General features: G+C 50.0%; 15 protein-coding genes. 8 read left to right on the forward strand and 7 right to left on the reverse strand.

Annotated elements, in window-relative coordinates; genetic code table 11:
- Positions 1–37: 37 nt before the first annotated feature.
- The 6 genes from AAC007_RS16365 to AAC007_RS16390 all read right to left on the reverse strand — a co-directional run bounded on the left by AAC007_RS16365 (position 38) and on the right by AAC007_RS16390 (position 7,307).
- Positions 38–274 (reverse strand): hypothetical protein, encoded by a 237-nt coding sequence (locus AAC007_RS16365; protein ID WP_339678178.1) that lies wholly within the window; start codon positions 272–274, stop codon positions 38–40.
- A 34-nt stretch (positions 275–308) separates the two neighbouring features.
- On the reverse strand, positions 309–1,703 hold the full coding sequence (locus tag AAC007_RS16370; RefSeq protein WP_339678179.1) for a parallel beta-helix domain-containing protein: 1,395 nt from the start codon (positions 1,701–1,703) through the stop codon (positions 309–311).
- Positions 1,704–1,736: 33 nt separating this feature from the next.
- The gene (locus tag AAC007_RS16375) at positions 1,737–2,897 is read right to left on the reverse strand and encodes a cytochrome c peroxidase (protein ID WP_295876561.1); all 1,161 of its coding nucleotides are present in this window, start codon (positions 2,895–2,897) and stop codon (positions 1,737–1,739) included.
- Between the two features lie 2 nt (positions 2,898–2,899).
- Positions 2,900–3,577, reverse strand: coding sequence for a c-type cytochrome (locus tag AAC007_RS16380; protein WP_219044366.1), 678 nt, complete (start codon positions 3,575–3,577; stop codon positions 2,900–2,902).
- Positions 3,578–4,076: 499 nt separating this feature from the next.
- On the reverse strand, positions 4,077–5,942 hold the full coding sequence (locus tag AAC007_RS16385) for a S8 family serine peptidase (RefSeq protein ID WP_339678182.1): 1,866 nt from the start codon (positions 5,940–5,942) through the stop codon (positions 4,077–4,079).
- Between the two features lie 168 nt (positions 5,943–6,110).
- Positions 6,111–7,307 carry a DUF2804 domain-containing protein gene (locus AAC007_RS16390; protein WP_339678184.1) on the reverse strand — a complete coding sequence of 399 codons (1,197 nt, stop codon included), beginning with the start codon at positions 7,305–7,307 and terminating at the stop codon, positions 6,111–6,113.
- Between AAC007_RS16390 and AAC007_RS16395 the strand changes: the two genes are divergently transcribed.
- The 5 genes from AAC007_RS16395 (at position 7,306) to AAC007_RS16415 (ending at position 11,056) form a co-directional block, all read left to right on the forward strand.
- Positions 7,306–8,031 (forward strand): 4'-phosphopantetheinyl transferase superfamily protein, encoded by a 726-nt coding sequence (locus tag AAC007_RS16395; RefSeq protein ID WP_339678185.1) that lies wholly within the window; start codon positions 7,306–7,308, stop codon positions 8,029–8,031. The genes AAC007_RS16390 and AAC007_RS16395 overlap by 2 nt on opposite strands.
- A 196-nt stretch (positions 8,032–8,227) precedes the next feature.
- Positions 8,228–9,013 carry a septum site-determining protein MinC gene (gene minC / locus AAC007_RS16400; RefSeq protein ID WP_339678186.1) on the forward strand — a complete coding sequence of 262 codons (786 nt, stop codon included), beginning with the start codon at positions 8,228–8,230 and terminating at the stop codon, positions 9,011–9,013.
- Positions 9,014–9,071: 58 nt separating this feature from the next.
- Positions 9,072–9,887, forward strand: a complete 816-nt coding sequence (minD, locus tag AAC007_RS16405; RefSeq protein ID WP_339678188.1) for a septum site-determining protein MinD — start codon at positions 9,072–9,074, stop codon at positions 9,885–9,887.
- Positions 9,884–10,138, forward strand: a complete 255-nt coding sequence (gene minE, locus AAC007_RS16410) for a cell division topological specificity factor MinE (protein WP_339678189.1) — start codon at positions 9,884–9,886, stop codon at positions 10,136–10,138. Before minD ends, minE begins: the two co-directional genes overlap by 4 nt.
- A 291-nt stretch (positions 10,139–10,429) precedes the next feature.
- Complete coding sequence (locus AAC007_RS16415) at positions 10,430–11,056, forward strand: hypothetical protein (protein WP_339678190.1); 627 nt, start codon at positions 10,430–10,432, stop codon at positions 11,054–11,056.
- A gap of 4 nt (positions 11,057–11,060) precedes the next feature.
- On the opposite strand, the gene AAC007_RS16420 is transcribed toward AAC007_RS16415, so the two are convergent.
- Positions 11,061–11,507 carry a YaiI/YqxD family protein gene (locus tag AAC007_RS16420; protein ID WP_339678192.1) on the reverse strand — a complete coding sequence of 149 codons (447 nt, stop codon included), beginning with the start codon at positions 11,505–11,507 and terminating at the stop codon, positions 11,061–11,063.
- A 176-nt stretch (positions 11,508–11,683) separates the two neighbouring features.
- Here AAC007_RS16420 and AAC007_RS16425 point away from each other — a divergent pair, with 176 nt between their 5' ends.
- The 3 genes from AAC007_RS16425 to AAC007_RS16435 all read left to right on the forward strand — a co-directional run bounded on the left by AAC007_RS16425 (position 11,684) and on the right by AAC007_RS16435 (position 18,079).
- Positions 11,684–15,466, forward strand: a complete 3,783-nt coding sequence (locus AAC007_RS16425; RefSeq protein WP_339678194.1) for a response regulator — start codon at positions 11,684–11,686, stop codon at positions 15,464–15,466.
- Between the two features lie 86 nt (positions 15,467–15,552).
- A complete protein-coding gene (locus tag AAC007_RS16430; protein WP_339678195.1) occupies positions 15,553–16,782 on the forward strand; it encodes a methyltransferase in 1,230 nt (409 codons plus the stop codon).
- A 106-nt stretch (positions 16,783–16,888) separates the two neighbouring features.
- Positions 16,889–18,079 (forward strand): class I SAM-dependent rRNA methyltransferase, encoded by a 1,191-nt coding sequence (locus tag AAC007_RS16435; RefSeq protein ID WP_339678197.1) that lies wholly within the window; start codon positions 16,889–16,891, stop codon positions 18,077–18,079.
- The last annotated feature ends 3 nt before the right edge of the window (positions 18,080–18,082 follow it).

The raw sequence follows: 18,082 nt of genomic DNA on the forward strand, positions 1-18,082 counted from the left end.
ATAACCTCTTTGTGAGGGTGAGTAACTTACCCCTTTCCTAAATGCACCACGGGTAGGCTTGAATATCTTCCATATTCAAAGCGCCGGTATTTTCTAGATCCTGATTGGTAAAGGTGTCGACGGTGACCGGCACAGTCATCGCACTCTGCTCGCGCTTCTGGGCCGTAACCACCACCTCCTCTAAAGCGAGATTTTTGGCTGCATATGCCGATGACGTCCCCAGTACTGCAAGGCCAACAGCGCAGGCCAAACGACTTCTACTCATGGATTTCATAATATGCCCTCGCAATAAAACATCTAGCTCAACATTATTTAGTAACGCTCAACATATACTCTGCAACATCACGCCGTAACTCAGGCGACAAATGACCCTGTGGCGGCATAGTGGGGTAGTCTGTCCGCACTTTATGGGGCGCCGCAATATAGTCGGCAATACCCTGTGGATCATTTAGATATAAAGCCTGCACAGTTAAGGTTGGCGGACCAATCATGCGAAGGTTATAGGCGTGGCAGCCGGCGCAAATACCTTGATAAAGGAGCTTTGTGCGGCCCTCGGTAGTCACCACTTCACTTGGCGCCCCACCGGGAATCAGCATACTCACGATGTCTTTGGTGTCTTTGCGCTCGCATTCACTCCACTTCTTTACACCAAAGCTGGTATAGCGTTCACGATTGATAATGCAATTATCAGGCTCTTGGGCTGAACCTAAATTAGCCAGGATATCCGGACCACTGCGACTGAATTGGGTCAGCATTAATGCTTTAACGTCCGCCACAGGATCAGCGCCGTTATCAAACATCAGGTTATCGAGAAACACCATGCGATCTGGATTGGGCTCTGAATCGGGGTCACTGGAAATATCGGTAATAAATGCCAAATCGGTAACGACAATACCCGCGGTTTTATTGCCGGAAATAATATTTCCCTCAACAATAACGTCATCGGCCGCCATGACGACAATACCGATTCCCGCCGGCACTTTAGACACAATCGAACCCGGTGCGCCAAAATTAGCGGTATTATTGTTAACAACAAAATTGTTGCGCAAAACAACATCGTAGGTGGTTTTAATCGGCAGCCCGGGGGTAATAAATACTAATAGGCCGGCGGTATTGTCGTGAGCGTAGTTATTCTCGACTAGGGCGTGGCGGGTATTTTCAATTTCTATACCGGCCACATTATCAAAGACTTCGTTGTGGCGAACATCGACGTTGTCGCACATACCCACGTAAATGGCAGCGTCTTCAATTCCACTCAGGACGTTGTATTCAATTAAGCCATTTTTGCCAAACTGAGGGAAAATACCGTACACCCCAGTGTCGATAACGCGGTTGTAGCGAATCACAAAATTATTACCGGCCTGCCCCATAATGGCATTGCCTTTGTAGTGGGTAATCGTTAACCACTCAACGGTAAAATCATTGCCGGAATACAAAATGGCGTCATTGCGAACCCCTTCGCCCTCCATCACCGGCCACTCGCCATCTATTACAACACCGCGAATAGTGATGCCGTCTTTGTCGACATAAACGCTTTCTTTATACGTACCAGGATGAACCAAAATAACGTCACCGGTGTTCGCCTTATTCACCGCACCCTGAATAGATTCGCCGTCTTTGACCAAAATATCAGCCGCCATCAAGGTGGGTGCCGCCAGTATTAGACTAAGCCACAACAGCCCCTGTGGAATTATTTTCTTCATTGTTGTGCTCCTCTATTTCCAGAGTCTGGATAATTAATGCGTCAGAATTTGGGTCGCCACCGGCGCCAAGCCCGAAGGTACTTTTTGCGGTAATACCGGCATGAAACTTTGATCGGTTAAGGTCTTTAAAAATGCCACCAACAAATCAAGTTCGTGGTCAGCAAGATTGGGCTCCCAAATATGCCAGTGCAAACTCAGGTGCTCGCCTTTCGGGACAGCATGTCCGCGCCCACCGGTATAAAACGCCACCGCGTCGCGAAGGGTGTTAAAACGACCCGAATGCATATACGGTGCGGTTAATTCAATATTGCGCAATGTCGGCACTCGAAACCCACCGCGCTGCGACTCATCACCCGTAATCGCCGCAACGCCAATATCCAACGCCACACCGTCAGGCTCCGGCGAGCCAATCACCGCGATCTGCTGATTGGTAAACAATGGCGGCGTATGGCATTCCGCACAACGCGCCACAAAAGATCGAAACACATTCATGCCGTCTATTTCTGGCTGTGTTAACACCTCATGAAAGCCGTTAGCATATAAATCATAGCGGCTACTCAAGGACACCAGCGAGGACTGGAATGCGGTCAACGCGGTGTAAACCTGCTCTAATCTCAATGACTCGCCATTAAAAGCTTGCTTGAATAATTCGCGATAATTGGCATTATCTTGCAAACTCTTTAGCAGCTGCGCCGGCGTATTCGCCATTTCTTCTTGGGCAAATAACGGCCCCTGCATTTGCTCTTCTAGCGAGCTCGCCCGCGCATCCCAAAACAATTCCCGCAAAAATCCCACATTCCAAAGCGTCGGTGCAGAACGGGTCATCGCTTGGCCGTGTCGCCCCGCACTGCCAGCCAATCCATCTGAAAAACCTCTCGCCGGCTGATGGCAGGAGGAACACGCCATGTCACCATCCACCGACAATAAGGGATCGAAAAACAATAATCGGCCAAGATCTATTTGCTGGGCGCTAAAGCCTTCTCGCAGCGGCGGCAGCCCCGTCTTTAAGCCACCCACTCCCGACTCTTGCAGCGACCCGTAGTCGTTGTAAAAGCTTTGCAAATAACAGGCATCATCGCGCTGATGAAAGCCAGCGGGACATACATCGCTTAAGCTCCACTCGCTCGCCGCCAGTGGCACCGACGCAGAAGCACCACATAGCCATATAATCAGCAGGCGCACCCGTCCCCGCATTGTTAATCCGCCAGCGACTGAATATAGGCAATGACGTCGTTTGCTATCTCAGCGTTGGGCAGGGTTTTACCCATCATGCCCATTTGATAACCGTAGCGATCGGTCTGATCCGCACCGCGAATTCCGTCGCGAAAATGATTGAACTGCTTCAATAAATACCAATCATCAACACCCGCCAGCGCCGGCGATTGGAGTTTTTCATTCCCTTCCGCCGCAGGACCGTGACAGGAGCCGCACAAATTAGAATAGTAATCCGCGCCGCGCTTAATATTACCTTCTAGGGTTTTCGCAGCGGGTTTGGCCTTGAAGTCTGCAATGTAGGCGACGACCGCTTTAACTGCCGCGTCATCTGCTAAGGTTTTAGCGATCGCCTGCATTTGCGCACCGTAACCATCTTCCGGATGACTGCCACGCACGCCGCTCCTAAAACCCAGAAGCTGCCGTTCGAGATACCAATCCTGCTGATTCGCCAACGATGGCGCATGTAAACCTGGATTCCCTTCACCCTGCGCGCCATGACAGGCAGCGCACGCGGCATAAAGCGCTTTGCCATCGACGGAGCCAGATTGCTGCAGAGCCTGCACTGCTTCAGCCGCAGCCTTATCGCTACTAACGTCAGGAGTATTGTCATTACTACAAGCCACTAAGAACACACTTAGCAATAACACCAATCGTTTCATTCTGACGATCCTTTTCTGTTCTGGTTAATCAAGCTCACTAAAGAAAATCACGAGATCATATCGCCGACAACACCCAGTATAGATGCCAAAAAGCGCCTTTGCTCGAAAGTTATTTATCCGTAACTTACCGAACAAACCAAGCCAAAGCAATATACTAGAACCAACACGTTATCTACATTTAGCGAATTTTGTCTTCATTTTTATTGCTGTTTGACTCAATTGACACAGACACACAAACTGCACCAAAAGTGACATTGGGCGATTGAATAGTGAATTTAGTATGTTGTCAATGACAACACCAATCAAACCAAGTTTGTGCAATTTTTTCACCACCCAGAGCGGCTACTCCCCCGCAAAGCCCATTGCCACTCACCGAGCTTGCACTAAACAAAATAGTGCACGCCTGAGTCATCTAGGCCTAACCCCAAAACTCAGGCAAAAAAAACGGCACTACAAATGTGCCGTTTTCCTTAAGCTAAATGACTAACTAACAACAAATTTAGGGATTATCGGTGTATAAAATATAATCACCACCGCCATTAAACGATTTTACACGCCAGCGATAAGTACCCGCATTGCCATTGTAAGTTACCGCTTCATCAGAGCTATTTGTCTCGCCTGCAGCCACCACTGACCAGCTTTGGAAAATAAAGCCGCCCAGCCTCTCTAGATATAAATCGAAATCAGCATTCGCAGGGCCCTCTAAGAACCCGCGGAACTGACCACCACCGCTGCTGAACCCACTACTACTCGGGCTATAAGCCTGAGCATTAGTGCCACTAAGGGTGCCGCTGGTTTGCGCGCACTCAGGACAGGGACCGCTGCCCGGCAAGCTCACCACCACACTTTGCACACCTGTGTTTTGCTGATTAGCGGTATCGCTAACCGTCAATGCCACCGTGTAGTTTCCCGCAGCAGAAAAGTCATGCGATGGCGCGACACCACTCGCCGAACCACCATCGCCGAAATTCCACTGATAACTGTTAATACCGTTATCGTCGCTAGAGCTGGCGCCATTAAAGGTACAGCTCAGGTCAGCACAACTATAAGTAAACGAGGCGCTTGGTGGAAAATCCGTTGGCGTACCATTGCCGGCCGCCGAGACTTGCAGCAAGAGATTGGGGGAACCCGTACCGATACCGCTGAGCTTACCCGCCGCACCTTCGCCAATAATCTGAGCAAACACTGCCGCTGGACTAGCGGAAGGCTGCTGCCCCAAAATCACGGCTGCCACACCCGCCACATGGGGTGATGCCATTGAGGTACCGCTTATCGTATTGGTGTCGGTATTGCCTTGATACCACGCCGAGGTAATAGACGAACCCGGCGCAAAGATATCGACACACGCACCTTTGTTTGAAAACGATGAGCGCGCATCATTTGAACTGGTGGAGCCGACGGTAATCGCCTCATCCACACGATTTGGCGAGCCGTTACAGGCATCAATATTGTCATTGCCCGCTGCGACCACAAAGGTAACGCCTGCAGCAATCGCCGCACGAACAGCCTGATCAAGAGCCTCACTGCTGCCACCACCCAAACTCATATTGGCAACGGCAGGTTTGACATGGTTACCCGCCAACCAATCGATACCGGCGATAACACCGGCATTACTACCCGAGCCATTACAACCCAAGACTCGCACCGGATGCACCGTCGCGTCCTTAGCTACACCCCAGGTCGTACCCGCCGCCGTACCTGCAACATGGGTACCGTGGCCGTTACAATCGTCGATATTTGCAGGGTCAGTACTAGCAAAAAGAAAACCACTAGAAACAAAATTACGACCGACACCCACTCGACCGGTAAATTCTTGATGGCTAGTTCGCAAGCCGGTATCGACGATATAAATATGCACGCCATTGCCACTGCCGTTATAAGTATAGACACCGTCTAAAGGTAAATTAGGCTGATCAAGTCGGTCTAAACCCCACGTCGCATTGGCTTGGCTCGCCGCAATTGTCACGGTGCGATCCTGCTCAACCAATTTAACCATTGGGTTTTGAGCCAATACCTCGGCCGCCTCTGGGCTAAGTTGCGCGACAAACCCGCGAACAACATTTTCAAAACTTCCCAGCAATACGCCGTTAACGCTGCCCAGCAAGTCACTGATCAAATCCCCAAGGGGCAGAGCGGATAAAATCGGCTGGTCTAATTTATTCAATAAGACTATATATTGGCCGTCGATCGGCTCACCTGCGCTAAGTGCATCGGACACCGACGCCTCAAAAACGGTCGCCTGCTCTTCTACCGAATTGCTAAGCTCTGCAACATCGACACCGCCACCGCTGCCGCCGCCACACGCCGACAAAAACGCTAAAACAACGCCGCTAAGCAGCACTCGCCCACGTATTATTATCCTCATATATCAACCACCCCTTGTTATTTTATTATTCATCAGCTCAAGTAAATTCGTAAATCCCATTTCAACTTATTATTAGAACCTCATACGAGATTTGCCAATATACGGGAAACCGCTCAGTCCAATAGCTATCTAACCGGACTTACTCCACGGTAAATGCGGGGGAGCCAACTACCAGCGTGCGTAGTGATCCTCGGCAAAGCCCAAACAATCCTTAATGCTTATTACTTCATTGCCTATGTGCAGCTCTCCCTCAAACACACCAAAATGCTGGGTAAAGTTAGACGCAATAAAAACCGCATTAATTTTTTCTTTGCGCTGCCCCAATGGCGTAAATACTAAGTCGACTATGCCGTCCGCTGAGCGCATGCGCCACGGACTATTGGGAAGATAGCGGTCAAATTGAAAATCCACCGCATCTACCTTTATCAGCTTGCCGTCCAGCCATAGTGCATTTTCTGTAAATCCGGTTTCATTCACCCCCGCAGCGAGATTCATTCCCAGCCTACGACCATCACTTAGGGTTGCCGACATACTCCCCCAATTCCAGAAAGTTTCACCCCGCATATAGCCAGCGGTCCAATCGACCGAAGCCAAGGCCTTCGCCTCAGCTAAATTGATATGTTTACCACCCCAGACAACGCTGCCATCACAAACCAAGGCCGCATTCTTACGAGTAAACACCCAGCCCTGATAACCGGCGCGACTGCACATAGCCAGCGACGATGCGTCGGTCTCATCAATATCCGCGCTAATAGTGACACCGCTTTTGAGGGTGGCGCGAAGCTGCCGCCGCCCGTCTTTAACCTCGATGGAAATTTTATTCTTACCGCTGCGAAAAGACGCCGAACCGCTCTCTGGCTGCGTATCAATATGGGTGTGTCGAGCCAGTGGCTGAACAAAACTAAACTCGTCAAATGCCTGGGTCTGCGGATCGTATAAGTATACAAAGGCATTGCTGAGCAACTTCAAATCCACGATTGCCACACCGACGATCAACTGCGGGCTCACCAGGGCAATAAATTGAAATTGATTAAATTTGAAATACTTGGCACAGCGCCCCAATTTGCGATCCATTGGCGAACGCAAATCATAATCTTGAAAGTTAATGCGCTCTACGCCCTGCTCAAATAAGCCAAATGCCGGCTGGCCATTTTCGCCAATCAGAGCCACTTTGCGATTCACTTTGCTATTCTCATTATTATTTCTAATGTTGGGTATACAAGTGTTCGCATTCTGTTGCAGTAAAAAGTGGCGGTCAAACACATGAAGTCCAAAGTGTGAACAAGGCCATACATTGCGCAGGGTATTGCCATCAGGCACACTTAGCGCCAACAAGGCAGGCCAACCACCCAGCGGACAAAACATGGACAACTCCAGCGCAGAGAACAAGGCCTTTATTCAGCCTGTCCACGACACCAAAACTTACCCGCCCGCCATACTCGTTAGTAGCTACTTCGACCAAAATAGCTTTGAACTGACACAATACCAGCAGGCGTCGGTTTATTGCCCACCCACGCTGATCCGCGCTAGCCGCAAACGCCAAGCTGAGTATTTTGCCGGGCGGTTTTTAGCCAACGAAGCTATGACCAGTTTAGGAATAAGTGAATTTAAACTCATCGCCGACGCCAAGCGATGCCCGCAGTGGCCTAGCAGCTTAGTGGGGAGCATTACCCATACCGACGATTACGCCGCCTGCATTGTCGCCGAAAAATCCGAGGTTTCAGCGATAGGCATCGACGCCCAAGATATTCTCGATGACGAGCGCGCCGAGCGCCTGCAGTCGCGAATTATCGACAGCGCCGAATCACGAATTATCGCCCAAAGTAGCCTATCAGCCGGGCTTGGACTGAGCCTGTGCTTTTCGGCAAAAGAAGCTATCTACAAAGCCCTTTATCCGCGGATTCAGCAGTATTTTGGCTTCAATGCCGCAAAACTGCACAGTATTGACGCCGATAGTTGCAGCCTCGCATTTCGCTTTGATCCAGCCTTATGGATTTTGCACAATGAGCGCAACCTTTTGCATCTTCGCTACCAAATCACCAAGCAAAGGATATTGACCTGTTTAATGCTACGCACCGTGCAAAAGTAGTCCGCAAAGACACGCCCTGAGTAAAAAATAGCGCACAAATCGCAGATATAGCCAAACTAAAGGCCAACAAAGTGAAAAACAGTTGAACAATCGCGGCGATGCCTTACTCTAAGCCCCAATAATTTTGCTATCTTGCCGCGCAGGAAGAAACACCACCACGCACGGCTCCATCAGTACAAAAATTCAGGAAAGTAGATTGCCACTTTTAAAATCATCAACAGCTAAAAATACGGCATCATCCGCCGCCTTTCGTCTGAAAGGGGGCTTATTCCCCCTGACCCTGCTAGAAATATCTCACTACGATCGCGCTGAGTTTGAGCAACAGCTACAAGACAAAGCCGCAGAAGCCCCCATCTTCTTTAAACAAACGCCGGTTGTACTCAGCTTTGAAGAATTTGACGGTGAATTAAGCGCCCTGCCACTGAGCGAGCTAGTTGAAATTTGTAAGACACACGGGCTCCTGCCGGTGGCATTGCGCAACAGCGATGCAGCACTGCAGGACGAAGCAAAACAAATCTCCCTGGCGATTATGCCCGTCGGACGCGTCAAACCCATTGCGGACAACACCGCAAGCGACACCGCGCCAACAGCCACCGACGAAGCCAGCGCCGCGCCGGCAGCGGAGCACATTGGTGAGATCAACCCCAATTCAAGCCCCAGCAAAATAGTCACCACGCCTATTCGCTCCGGCCAACAGGTTTACGCGCCCGGCGGCGACCTCATTATCATGGCATCGGTATCTGCTGGCGCAGAAGTCTTAGCCGACGGCAATATTCATATATATGGTGCGTTGCGCGGCCGCGCACTAGCCGGCGTGCGCGGAGACACCTCGGCACGTATTTTTTGCCAAAGTTTAGAGGCCGAACTGGTCTCTATCGCCGGCAACTTTAAAGTAGATGAAGATCTTCGCAAAGATCATTGGAAAAGCGCGGTTCACGCCAGTCTGGACGAGCAGACACTTTGTATTACGCCACTCGTTTAGATTTGCCTGAACTTCACCTGTTTTTACCACGCAACACCAGCACAGAAGGATTAGAGCCTTGGCCAAAATAATTGTAGTTACCTCAGGAAAAGGCGGTGTGGGTAAAACCACCACCAGCGCCGCGATAAGTAGTGGTATCGCTATGCGCGGCCATAAAACCGTGGTTATCGATTTTGATATAGGTTTGCGCAACCTTGATATCATCATGAACTGCGAACGCCGCGTCGTGTACGACTTCGTCAATGTCATCAATGGTGAAGCCAATCTTCGTCAGGCTTTGATTAAAGACAAGCGGGCGGAAAACCTCTATATATTGCCCGCCTCGCAAACCCGTGACAAAGACGCGCTGACCGTCGAAGGCGTAGAGCGTATTCTGAAAGAATTGGCTGCCGACGGCTTTGAGTACATCATTTGCGATTCCCCCGCCGGGATTGAACACGGCGCATTTATGGCGATGTATTTCGCCGACTTGGCCATTGTCGTTGCCAATCCAGAAGTATCGTCGGTGCGCGACTCAGACCGCATTCTAGGCATACTGCAAAGCAAATCGCGGCGCGCAGAAAATGGCGAACGCGTTGAAGAATGCCTATTGCTAACCCGCTACAACCCCGAGCGCGTTGCCAAAGGCGAAATGCTCGGCGTACAGGATGTAGAAGAAATTCTCGCCACCAAACTACTCGGCGTTATCCCTGAATCTGAAACCGTTCTCAAAGCCTCAAACCAAGGTATTCCCGTCATCCATGATATAGAAAGCCCAGCGGGCCAAGCGTACTCAGACGCGGTAAGTCGCCTACTCGGCGAAGAAGTTGAACACCGCTTCATGAGTGTAGAGCAGAAGGGACTCTTCAAACGTTTGTTTCGGAGGAGCGCATGAGCATATTTGATTATTTCCGCTCGTCGAAAAAGGACACCGCCTCGATTGCCAAAGAGCGCCTGCAAATCATTGTCGCCCACGAACGCAATCAGCGAAATAAGCCCGACTATCTGCCTAAGCTGCAACAAGAGTTGCTAGAGGTGATTCGGAAATACGTCGATGTCGATCAAGATCAAGTGGAAGTGCAGCTGGACAACAACGGCAATTGCTCGGTGCTAGAGCTGAATATCACCCTGCCTGATCGGGTTTAGTCTCTCTGACCGAGCCCAGTAAATTAGGCTTAGCCATAAAACTCGCAGTGATGATCAACTCATCTTCTGCAAGGCAGCGACGGTAGCTTTTGGCTTACGTCGCTGCTGTTTATTTTAATCTGCAAGCGTGCCACTCTCTAGCGACTCTTTTATTTCCAATAGCGGTTGGGGTCAGCTACTTAATATTGATAATATTGCTACTTACTAGACGGCACGGCCAATCTGCCATCTAGCGCGCAGTACAATTGCGTGACACTTCAATCACCGAAAAGGCACGAAAAAGAGTCATCTATGCTACTTCGCATCTGCTTTGCCCTTATCCTCGTCTCACCAACTATCAGCGTCGCGGCAGACTGCGAGGACAGAGACATCTTTACCGGGGAGTTACTCACTCGCGCCATCGCTCAACTCGTTCAGAACTACGGCGAGTCAGCTAGCAAGCAGGCTATCTCACACTGTGAAAGCGGGCCGGGATCAAAACGCCAGATCAAATTGGCGGCCCACGAGCAAGACGACAACTCCACCTACTACCGCATGGTCAGCTGTGAACAGGGCCGAGCCGCAGACGACGTTAGCTGCGAGGCCAGTGAAGGCAGGCGCATCAAATATCAGGGTACCACCATAGATACAGACTCTGCCGCAGGTGACAGCGATAAAAATGCGAAGTTTACCGAAAACTATCTCCGCGCACTTGACTGCTTCAGCGCCGGATTGCAAGCCGGCACCGTAAAGGCGCGCAAATACAATCGCCTGCTTGATACCACTTTAGATATCCCGCTGCCCGTAGACAGCGTGATTAACGCAATTCATTTATTACCGGGCTTTCAGCGCTACATTATCAACGCCGGCGCAGAGCACTTTCGTTTCAGCGTCGAACTCGATAATGAATACGGCTGCTTTATTGAGGTGCTGAAATAGCACATTACGTTTGCTGCGCCAGATAGCGATCGAGCTGGTTGGCGAAGGCTTGCTTGTCTGCAGAACTGTAGGCGGGCGCACCGCCGCTGTGTACCCCTGAAGATCGCATGGTGTCCATAAAGTCACGCATGTTTAAACGGCTGCGGACATTGTCTGCCGTTAACAATTCACCTCGTGGACTCAGCGCCAAAGCGCCCTTTTCTATTACCTCGGCCGCCAAGGGAATATCACTGGTAATCACCAAGTCGCCGGCCTGCGCGCGGCGCACAATTTCATTATCCGCCACATCAAAGCCGCTACTTACCTGCACAGCTGAAATATAGGGTGATGGCGGCACCCGCACTGATTGATTCGCGATCAAGGTCAACATAAGTTTGGTGCGCACTGCCGCCTTAAACAGGATCTCTCTTACCACCACTGGACATGCGTCCGCATCTACCCAAATCGTCACGACCACCTCATTTTTCAGTTAACAAAACGCCTGTACTCGACAGTTTCAGCACCGGAATCAACCGCAGACCGATCAGTAGCCCTAGGGAAAGTACGAATACCGACCTAGTTATGGCTACCGTAGCATGACGAGGTCGCGGAAAACCAAGAGAGCCGAACGATGCAGAGCTCTATTGCATGAAAGACCTATTTACAGGATTAAAAATAAATCACCACACTGAAACGGGAATAACACAACCCAATGCCCGTTATCGCCTGTACTACGACAAAATGAAATGCCTGCATTTACTAGTATGGATAGTCAGCGCCATCTCGATTATTACCATTGGCGCTTACATCGACCAAGTCAATAATCACACCTATAAAATAAGCTCACGCGACCAAGCAGACAAAGAGCTCCAAATTATCGCCGCGAGACTAGAAGGCAATATATTAGGGAATCTACAGACCTCCAAGGCCATGGTGTCAGCGATTTATTCTAACCCAAATATCGACCAAGAAGGTTTCGCTAAATTTGCAAAGCCCTTATTCGATGGCAGCGCGCAACTCCGCAACATTAGCGCGACACGCAACTTAACACTGCGGTATATGTACCCGGTAGAGGGTAACGAGAGCGCTATCGGTTTTGACTACAACAAACGCCCAGATCAACTTACAGATTTACTTCGCGCGCGCAACACACAACAAACCATCATCTCTGGCCCATTTGAACTTATCCAGGGTGGCCAGGGACTTATCGCCCGAATACCAGTCGTTATAACGAATGCGGAAGATCAGTCGGCAACCGTATGGGGCACCGTGTCCGCCGTCATCGACCTACAGCGCTTGTATGAGGCCAGCGGCTTGCTGGCAACAAATTCAGAGTTGAATATCGCAATACGCAAGCTAGGGTCGGAATCCTCGACAGTGTTTTTCGGCAACACCAGCTCCTTTGTCGAAGATGCTCGTCCCGTTACCGCCGAAATATCCATGCCCTCAGGAGAGAAATGGCAGCTCGCCGCCATACCCAAAACCGGCTGGCCGACACTAGCTAATAATGCAAGTGCACTGAGGACTTATCTCGTTATTGCAGGTGTAGCCATCTTTTCAATGATCGCAGCCATTTTGCAATTAGTCATCCGCCGTCAACGACACAATTTTTTATTGCGTAGCCTATTTGATTTATCACCCAACGGCATTGCACTTAGCGACTTTGAAAGCGGCGAATTTTTGCAAGTTAACGATACCCTTCTCGCCAGTACAGGGTATAGCCGCGAAGAGTTTGTCACCTTAAGCAACTGGCAGCTAAGTGCAAAAAACGCCGAAGAAGCCGAGCAATATCAAATACGCGCACTGCAAAAAACAGGTCGATACGGTCCCTATGAGCGCAATTACATTCGCAAAGACGGCAGTGAATTCCCGGTGCGGTTGAGCGGCTTATTAATTCATGACGACTCCGGAAAAGCCTTTGTCTGGTCGATAATCGAAGATATTTCTGCACAAAAGAAAACCGCCGAGATCATGCAACGCCAGCAATCGCTAATGCGCTCAATGGGCGCACAGGCCCGCGTTGGCGCCTGGGAATATATCGTCAAAGCCGACAAAATGTACTGGTCTGAAATGACCAGAAAAATATACAAGGTAGCCGACGATTTCACCCCGAGCTATGAAAACAACAATGACTTTTATCACACCAGAGATTCACGCCTACGAATTAACAAAGCAATAAAAGAAGCAATGGAAGACGGCGTCCCCTTCAGCGAAGAGATAAAAATACGCGCGGCGAACGGGCGCGAAACCTGGGTTCACATTACCGGTCAAGCCGAATTCCACGACCAGAGCTGTATTCGTGTCTACGGTTCAGTGCAAGACATCGATAGTCGCAGAAAAGTACGGGATGAACTTATCGACGCCAAAGAAAAGGCAGAAGCCGCCGTGCACGCCAAAAGCGAATTCTTAGCCGTTATGAGTCATGAAATACGCACACCAATGAATGGCGTGCTAGGCATGCTAAATCTATTAGAAAACTCTCCGCTAAATAAAGACCAGGAACGTAAAATCAATGTCGCCAAAACAAGCGCGCAATCCCTATTAAACTTGATAAACGATATTCTCGATTTTTCTAAAGTCGACGCCGGCAAGCTGCAATTAGAAAACATTGTTTTCAATATCAGAAAACTGTTTGACGACATCGGAGCGAGCCAAGCCTTAAACGCCCATGAAAAAGGGCTAGAACTAATCATTGATCAAAGCGCGATTAATCAGAGTTGGGTATCTGGTGACCCAGCTCGCCTACGTCAAATTATTACCAATTTATTAGCGAATGCCATTAAGTTCACCGCACAGGGCAATATTATTCTACGCGCCGGATTGCGCTCCAAAAATGGCCAATTGATTTTAAGCTGCGCCATTACCGACACCGGCATTGGCATCCCCAATAGCGAAATAAAACGACTTTTCTCACCGTTTACGCAGATCGATGCCAGCACAACCCGCAAATTTGGTGGATCCGGACTAGGCTTATCTATCTGTAAGAATTTATGCGAGCTAATGGGTGGTAGCATTTCCGTCGCCAGCACCTATAACGAGGGCAGCACCTTTACATTTACAGCTTGCCTACAAGATTGCAGCGACCGCGACACCGCAGATCAATCCAATCTAGATACAACACGTAATCGTGCCGTATTTATCCTTGACGACAATAAGGCGTTCGCAAGCTCTATTTGCAATCAACTTAAAAAATGGAAAGTCGACGTTAGCGCGCCAGAAAGTGCCAATGATTTAATCTTACAAGTGGAATCCGCGGCCAAAGACGACGCAGAAAAACTCGTCATCATCGGTATGACTGACGAACACCAAAGTGATACGGTCGCACTGTGCACCAAACTTCGCCAGAACCCTCACTTTGACTGCGCAACGATTGTGATAGTAGCGTATACCGATATTGCTGACGGCGAACAACTTTCACTCGCCGGTGCCAATGGCTTTTATCTCAAGCCGCTTTCACATAGTGATCTCACATCAATACTTAAGCTCAAGCCACATGAAAAGGCATTCCCAACAAAAGCGGCGAAAAGAAAATTAAGCAACTTCGACGCAAGCGATACCATTGCTATTTCACGCACTCATCCAAACCAGGATGCGTTCAGCCAACACAAGGTGCTATTGGTTGAAGACAATCCTGTTAACCAAGAAGTAGGACGCTGCACCTTGACAGAAATGGGATTTAACACCGAAGTCGCGGCCAACGGCCAAGTGGCACTGCAAATGTTAAATGCCACTTCGAATGACATGCCTTACGCACTGATATTGCTAGACTGCCAAATGCCGGAAATGGACGGCTACCAAGTTTGCAAGCATATACGCAGTGGTAGTGCAGGCGATGACTATCGCTCTATCCCAATCATCGCGCTCACTGCAAATGCGATGTCCGGCGACAAAGAAAAGTGCATTAGTGCCGGAATGAACGACTACCTCCCCAAGCCCTTTACCCCGAGCAATCTAATTGAAAAGCTGCAACGCTGGCTACCAACAGAGACCTCAACGCCAAGCCCCGCCTTACCGACTTCGCTACCACAAGTAGACACCGCTAATGGCAGTTGCGAGGAAGGAGCAATTTGGATTAAAGAAAGGGCGCTAGAAAGCGCCATGGGACGCCAAGACATTCTTAAAAAATTACTGGCTTTATTCTGCGAACAAATAAGCACCCAACTCAAAGACCTAGACTGCGCCTACGCTGAGTCAAACAGCGAGGAAATTATTTCAATCGCGCATGCCGTCAAAGGCAGCGCAGCGCAATTACACGGAATTCAGCTGCGAGAGTGCGCCGCCAAACTCGAGCGTGCAGCTAAAGATAAAAATAGCACTGCGGTTGACCAGCTCTACAATGATTTCAAACTGCACAGCGAAAACCTCAAGAACTGCTTCAAAAGCTATTTAACGCCAAAACACACCGCAGCGACCAGCACCGAATTAAACTAATCAAATTTGAAATTTGCCAAGACTCGGCTTAGGGCTTACACGGCTTAGCGCTTATACTGCTGTCAACTTGGCGGCATTTATCAATCATGAATTTCGAACTTTGGGCTCAGCGACTAAATACGGTATTGATCCAGAATCAATCTTTATGGCGTCACAATGCCTACAGCAACTTCAACGCGTCACCAATTGACGACAATGCCGTTCTTCGAAATTTTTTACTTGCGCTTAATGACGGTGAATTTGCGCAACTACAACGTAATGACCGGCAACTGCTCAAAAGTTTAATTCCTTACTTTCCGCCCGCCGTCGAATTGCTTGAGCTAATCACCATCACATCAGCACCTGCAGCCTCCCACCGCGAACCACCCGTCGGTATCCCCGGCAATAAATGGCAGCAAATCCAGGCGTTTATCGATGCCCACCCAACTGAAATAGGCGAAACCCAGGCAAACCAGAACCCAGCGTTGCTCAACAATACCCCCGCCATTGAATGGTGCAGTGGTAAGGGCTATTTAAGTGAAGCGCTATTCTCTCGCTATGCACTAGACTCTGTTGGTCTTGAAATTGACGCAAGCCTAGTAGACTCGGGAAATACGCGAGTTGGCAAAAGCGCGGGGCGAACTTACCAAATTGTGAAATGCGATGTGCTCAGTGAGCATGTATTTAACTACGTCAATTCCTCAACACAGGTTCTGGCGCTACATGCCTGCGGTGGACTCCATCAACGCCTTTTAAGCGTTAGCGCGACAGCACACAGCCCGCGCATCAGTTTTTCGCCGTGCTGCTACCACCGCTTTAATCACGGCGAATATCAACCGCTTTCCAGTTCAATGAAGGCTAGCGCGCTGCCATTATCCAATAGCGATCTACGTACCGCTGTGCGACAAACCTGCACTGCAGGGGCGAGTGAAACCGCCGCTAGGCGACGGCTCCAAGCCCGCTATATAGGACTTAGACTTTTACTTGCTGAACAGGGTTTCGCCACTGACACCGCGCTCCCCTCAAGCCCTCAGCACTGGAGCAAGATGAGTTTTCGGGATTGGGTAAATGAAACTCTCAGCCGCAAACCAATCGCCGTCACCATCCCGACCAATATCGATCAGTATGAAGTAGCGGGCGCACAAGGTCTGCACAAGGCGGAACGACTCGACCTTATTCGCATGGCATTTCGACGGGCGATAGAGCTGCGCTGCGTACTCGACAGTATTTTATATCTACAAGAACAGCATTATGACTGCACTCTCAGTGAGTTCTGCCCCAGCTCACTCACACCACGAAACCTGCTTGTTCAAGCCGTAAAACGCGCAGCAATATAAAGGTAACTAAGGTAATCCACAGCCGCTCATCGCTGCGGTGTTTCACACTAGGCAGCAATCGGGGATAATGCCCGCTTTTCCCGCGACCATCCTCAGGAATCCAGTAATGACACTTCAACGCCTCCGCCTCGCCAAGAACGAAGACAAACGTCTGCGCAGCGGTCATTTATGGATTTATAGCAATGAGATAGACGCCAGCGCGACACCACTGCGCAATTTCTCAGCGGGCGAGCACGTCGTAGTAGAAAACCAGCAGGGCAAAAGCTTGGGAGTCGCCTATGTTAACCCCCAGTCGCTAATCTGCGCTCGACTCATGAGTCACGATGAGCGGCCTATCGATGTGAACTTTCTTAAAAAGCGGATCAAATCTGCCCTCGCGCTGCGCGAAACGCTGTATGAACATCCCTGCTACCGACTTATCTATGGTGAGAGTGATTTGCTGCCGGGCCTCGTTGTCGACCGTTTCGGCGACCACCTCTCAGTACAGCTCAACACTGCAGGCATGGACGCGATGCGCGACATTATCATTGAAGCCCTTGTGCGCATGCTGCAACCGCAGTCAATTCTGTTACGCAACGATGCCGCGGTTCGTAAACTTGAAGGGCTGGAGCTAGAGGTTGTCACTGCCTATGGCGAGGTTCCAGATGAAGTCGAACTGATTGAAAACGGTGTGCGTTTTCTCGCGCCACTAGCAGCGGGTCAAAAAACCGGCTGGTTCTACGACCAGCGCCCCAACCGCGAGTGGTTGCGCACCTTAGCCCCCGGCAAGCGTGTGCTAGATGTGTTTAGCTACGTCGGCAGCTTTGGTGTGCAAGCTGCGGTCTTTGGCGCAAGCGATGTTTGGTGCGCTGACATCTCCGAATCCGCACTTGATATGGTGCACAAAAACGCCGAGCTCAACGGTGTTGCCGACAAACTTAGCACAGTACAGGGCGACGCGTTTACAACGCTGAAATCATTGAAAGAAGCTGACGAGCGCTTTGATGTAATTATCGTAGACCCACCGGCGTTCATAAAACGTAAAAAAGATCAGAAAGAAGGCATTCTAGCCTATCGCCGCATCAACGAGATGGCCATGCGCCTGCTGAACCACGACGGTTTTCTTATCTCAGGCTCTTGCTCGATGCACATGCCTAGGGAGGAAATGCTGGATTTAGTCCGCGCCTCTGCGCGACATATCGATCGTCACGCCCAAATTCTCGCGGAGGGTATGCAGGGAGCCGACCATCCAGTTCACTCGGCAATACCTGAAACTCGCTATTTAAAAGCCGTATTGAGCCGAATTTCCCGCGTCTAACTT

Origin of the sequence: uncultured Zhongshania sp., assembly GCF_963975605.1 — a bacterium.
Taxonomy (GTDB): Bacteria; Pseudomonadota; Gammaproteobacteria; order Pseudomonadales; family Spongiibacteraceae; genus Spongiibacter; species Spongiibacter aquimaris.